The sequence below is a fragment of the Streptomyces sp. NPDC042002 genome, from assembly GCF_055588305.1.
The window spans coordinates 241,260-245,271 of sequence record NZ_JBVJCT010000011.1 but is presented as its reverse complement, the minus strand read 5'-3'; the positions used below and the strand labels follow the sequence as shown (position 1 = coordinate 245,271).

Sequence of the window (4,012 nt, the reverse complement as noted above, 5' to 3'; positions counted from 1 at the left end):
GTGCTGGTGCCCCCCTCTCCCCCCCCCTCCCCCCCCCCCCCCCCCCCCCCCCCCCCCCCCCCCCCCCCCGCGACCGGAAAACCCGGCCGCGCCGCGAGCCGGGGGCGCCGGGAAGGGCCCTCGGGTGCGGCGCGAAACCGTGGCGTACGTCACTTGGGGTCGTTGCCCGTATCCAGCGGCGAGCCCCGCTCATAGGCTTCGGGCCATGATGCTCCCCGCGGCACTGTTGCTGCTCGGCGCCCTGGCCTCCGTGGTCGCTCCACGACTGCTCGCACGGGCGGACTGGCCGGACCGGGAGCCGGTGGTCGCCCTGTGGGTGTGGCAATGCGTGGTGGCGGCGGTCCTGTTGTGCTGCGTCCTGTCGATGACACTGAGCGCGTCCGCCGCCTGGGTGGCCGTGCGCGGCCATGTCTTCGACGGAGCACCGGCGTCGGTCGTCGACGCCTACGCGCCGCTGAGTGCGGGAAGTCCCTGGGCCGCCGCCACGGCCGTGGTCCTCGCGTGCGGCGGTGCCTGGACGGCGGCGATGCTGGCGCGCGAGATCGTACGGGCGCGGCTCCGCCGGCGGCGGAGCCGGTCCGAACTCCTGCTGCGCGCACCGCTGTTGCCCGGCGAGGAGCCCGGAGCGGATCGTCTCGTCGTCCTGGAGGGGGAACGCCCCGACGCCTGGTGGCTGCCCGGCGCCGCTCCCCAACTGGTCATCACCACAGCCGCGTTGCGCCGCCTCGAAGGGCGCCAACTGGATGCCGTACTCGCCCATGAGCAGGGGCACGCGCGGGCCCGGCACGACTGGCTGTTGCACTGCTCGGCCGCGCTGGCCAACGGGTTCCCGCAGGTGCCCGTGTTCGCCGCGTTCCGCGACGAGATGCACCGGCTGGTCGAACTCGCCGCCGACGACGTGGCGTCGCGCCGCTTCGGCCGGCTCACGATCGCTCTCGCACTGGTCGAACTCAACGAGGACCGGGGCGTGTTCGGGCCCTGCCCGACCCCGGACGCGCACGTCCCGCAGCGCGTCGACCGCCTCCTGACCCCCCGGGACCGGCTCACGACCGCCCGTCGGCTGCAACTGACGGCGGCGGCCGCGCTGGTACCGGTGGTACCGGTCCTCGTGGCGTTCGTGCCGGGGTTGCGGGCACTGGGCTAGCCCCGACGGCATGGATCGGGGCCTCGGCGCTGAGCCCACCTCCGCGTCACGGCGGGTGAGGATTGCGGCGCGGGTCGGCCTCTCCGGGGACGGAGCGGGCGGGCGAGGCCGTCTTGACCGGCATGGGGCGCGCCACGAAGGATTTCCCTCATGACCGTCAAGGGTGTGCTCTTCGACTTTTCCGGGACCCTCTTCCGCATCGAGGCCGCGGAATCATGGCTGCGCGCGGTGCTCACGGAGACCGGTCACACGCTCCCGGAGCCGGAGTTGGCGGAGAAGGCCCGGGCCCTGGAGGCGGTGGGCGCGCTCGCGGGCGGTGCCCGGCCCGTGCTGCCGGTGCCGGCGCATCTCGCCGCCCCGTGGGAGGCCCGCGACCGGAGTGCCGAGCAGCACAGGGCCGCGTTCACCGGTCTTTCCCGGCAGGTGCCGCTGCCGGATCCCGGTCTGCACGACGCGCTCTACGACCGTCATATGGCGCCCGCCGCCTGGGAGCCCTATCCCGACGCCGCCGAGGTGCTCCACGGGCTGCGCGGGCGGGGTCTCGCGGTCGGCGTGGTCAGCAACATCGGCTGGGACCTGCGGCCCGTCTTCCGCGAGCACGGTCTCGACCCGTATGTCGGAACGTACGTCCTATCGTACGAGCACGGCGTCCAGAAACCGGATCCGCGGCTCTTCGCGACCGCCTGCGCCGAACTCGGCATCGCTCCGGAGGACACCCTGATGGTCGGCGACGACCGGAGGGCCGACGGTGGTGCGGCCGCCCTCGGCTGCGCGGTGTGTTTCGTGGACCATCTGCCGGTGGCGGACCGTCCCGACGGGCTGCGGCCGGTACTCGACCTGGCGGACTGACCGCCGGGACCGCGGACGTCAGCCCTGGTAGCCCTCGACCCGCGACGTCGGACGCACCTGCGCGTCGTCCGGGTTCTCGCCGAACTCGGACTTCGCGCGCCGCCGGCGCAGCAGGTCCCGGCACTGGTCGAGTTCGCGCTCCAGTCGCCCGAGCCGCGCGCGCTCCGTGGCGCCGTCGATCCGCCCGGCCGCCGGCGCGTCGCGCAGCCACCGCTCGTCGTCCGCCATCGACATGATTCCGGCCAGGATCTGCTCTTGCTCCATGTCCGTCCGCCTCCTCGGGGCTCCAGGCCACTCCAAGGACGGCTCGGGGCCTCGGCGAGTGATGGGAAGCGGGCTCGGGCGGCCGTCGGCGCCCGACGCGGGTGGACCGCGTACGAACATCCGGTCGGCTCAGGAGTGGCCGTTCGTCTCTCCGGGATCGCCACTCGCACGACATCTCGATACGGAAGGGATGGCTTCCGATCTCCGACGGTTCGGCTCGGTCAAGTCTTGGCCAACAGAGGCCAAATGCCTCGCAATGCGGGATCCGTGGCTACGTTGGCGCCCCCCGTCCCACACTCCCGAGGTCCGCGATGAAGACAGCGATCCGGCTCCTCCTCGCCAGCCTCCTCACGCACGTCACCGCCGCCGCTCTGCACAACACGGCTCGCGGTGGCGACCGGGAAACCCTCGTCGGCAACGTGCCGCTGAGCCTGTCGGTCGGCTGGTACATGGTCACCGGTTGGCGACGCGCCTACCTCGCGAAGCACCGACGCCCACCTCGGTGCGAGGTGGGCGTGATGCGGAACGCCGGTTCGTGAAGCCCGAGGACGGCCGCCGATCAGAACGACACTCCCCGGCGCCGACTGCCGCGCGTCCGACCTGAGGCGATCCCCCGCGTCGCCCCAGGTCGGCGGCAGCCCGGATCCGACCCCGCGAAGGGTCTGGGTCCGGACGCGTTGAGTATAGTTGGCTGGCAACCAGTCAACGCAGGAGTTACAGCATGTCCCCGCGAAGCGCCTCGGTCAATGAAGAGTTGCGGCGGCGTTCCCGGGAACGGCTGCTGCAGGCCGCGGTGGAGCTGGTGAGCGAGCGCGGTTACGACGCCACGACGCTCGGGGACATCGCGGATCGCGCGGGATCGGCGCGCGGACTGGTGTCGTACTACTTCCCCGGCAAACGGCAGCTCCTTCAGTCCGCCGTGCACCGGCTGATGCACCGCACGCTGGAGGAAGCGCTCGAACGCGAGCCGCGCAGCGAGGACGGCCGGGAGCGGATGGCGCGGGCCGTCGACGCGATCCTGGGCCTCACACAGGATCAGCCGGTGCTGATGCGGCAGCACATGGCCGGGCTGCTCCAGGCCGAGGGGTTCGTCCAGTGCCCCGAGCAGGTCCGTCTCTCGGAGCTGCTCGGGGACACCGTCGCACGGTACGGATCACAACAGGTCACGGCCGACTACCCGATGCTGCGCGCCCTGCTCATGGGCGCGGTGTACGCGGCGCTCGTGCCGGGAGTGCCGATGAAGGTCCCGGTGTTGCGGGCCGAACTGTTCAAGCGCTACCGGCTGGACTGGGAGATGGGGACACCCCCGGACACCGAGGCGTCGGACTGTCCCCGCGAGACGGATCTGTCCCGCTTCTTCGCGACCGACCCCGAGCCGGAGGACGGGCGGTCCAAGTAGTCAGGCCGCGTCGGGACGTTGGGCTCGCGCCACGGGGCACGACCGCTCCGCCCCGGTCAACGACGGGCGTGACGAGGGGTCAGGAATCCGGCGTCGCGCGCCCCCGCGATCAGCCTCAGCGACTTGCGCCGGCTGTGGCCGGTGGCGCTCATGACGGCGAGCACCGGGTCCACACCCTCCTCCTGCGCCGCCCGGTACTCCTGCGCGACCAGCAGACTGCCCTCGGCGCCGCGCGGCCAGGCCGGCCGGGCGCGGGGGGGGGGGGGGGGTGGGGGGTGGGGGGGGGGGGGGGGGGGGGGGGGGGGGAGGGAGGGGGAGGGGGGGGGGACCGGCGGGGAGGGGACGAAAGAAAGGAC

At 73.1% G+C, this 4,012-nt stretch carries 5 protein-coding genes and 1 pseudogene; 4 read left to right on the top strand and 2 right to left on the bottom strand.

Annotation, left to right across the window (positions count from 1 at the left end; genetic code table 11):
• Positions 1-205 precede the first annotated feature (205 nt).
• Both ACZ6KY_RS19335 and ACZ6KY_RS19330 read left to right on the top strand, forming a co-directional pair.
• The gene (locus ACZ6KY_RS19335; protein WP_469311477.1) at positions 206-1,144 is read left to right on the top strand and encodes a M56 family metallopeptidase; all 939 of its coding nucleotides are present in this window, start codon (positions 206-208) and stop codon (positions 1,142-1,144) included.
• A gap of 150 nt (positions 1,145-1,294) precedes the next feature.
• Positions 1,295-1,993 carry an HAD family hydrolase gene (locus tag ACZ6KY_RS19330; RefSeq protein WP_469311476.1) on the top strand — a complete coding sequence of 233 codons (699 nt, stop codon included), beginning with the start codon at positions 1,295-1,297 and terminating at the stop codon, positions 1,991-1,993.
• An 18-nt stretch (positions 1,994-2,011) separates the two neighbouring features.
• Here ACZ6KY_RS19330 and ACZ6KY_RS19325 read toward each other — a convergent pair whose 3' ends face one another.
• Positions 2,012-2,257 carry a DUF2630 family protein gene (locus ACZ6KY_RS19325; protein ID WP_469311475.1) on the bottom strand — a complete coding sequence of 82 codons (246 nt, stop codon included), beginning with the start codon at positions 2,255-2,257 and terminating at the stop codon, positions 2,012-2,014.
• 311 nt (positions 2,258-2,568) lie between these two features.
• Here ACZ6KY_RS19325 and ACZ6KY_RS19320 point away from each other — a divergent pair, with 311 nt between their 5' ends.
• Together ACZ6KY_RS19320 and ACZ6KY_RS19315 are read left to right on the top strand one after the other, a co-directional pair.
• A complete protein-coding gene (locus ACZ6KY_RS19320) occupies positions 2,569-2,796 on the top strand; it encodes a hypothetical protein (protein WP_469311474.1) in 228 nt (75 codons plus the stop codon).
• A 182-nt stretch (positions 2,797-2,978) separates the two neighbouring features.
• Entirely contained in the window at positions 2,979-3,656 is a 678-nt protein-coding gene (locus ACZ6KY_RS19315) for a TetR/AcrR family transcriptional regulator (protein WP_469311473.1), read from the top strand.
• A 56-nt stretch (positions 3,657-3,712) separates the two neighbouring features.
• On the opposite strand, the pseudogene ACZ6KY_RS19310 reads toward ACZ6KY_RS19315, so the two are convergent.
• Positions 3,713-3,916, bottom strand: a pseudogene (locus tag ACZ6KY_RS19310) (DUF6214 family protein); the annotation flags it as partial.
• Positions 3,917-4,012: the final 96 nt, after the last annotated feature.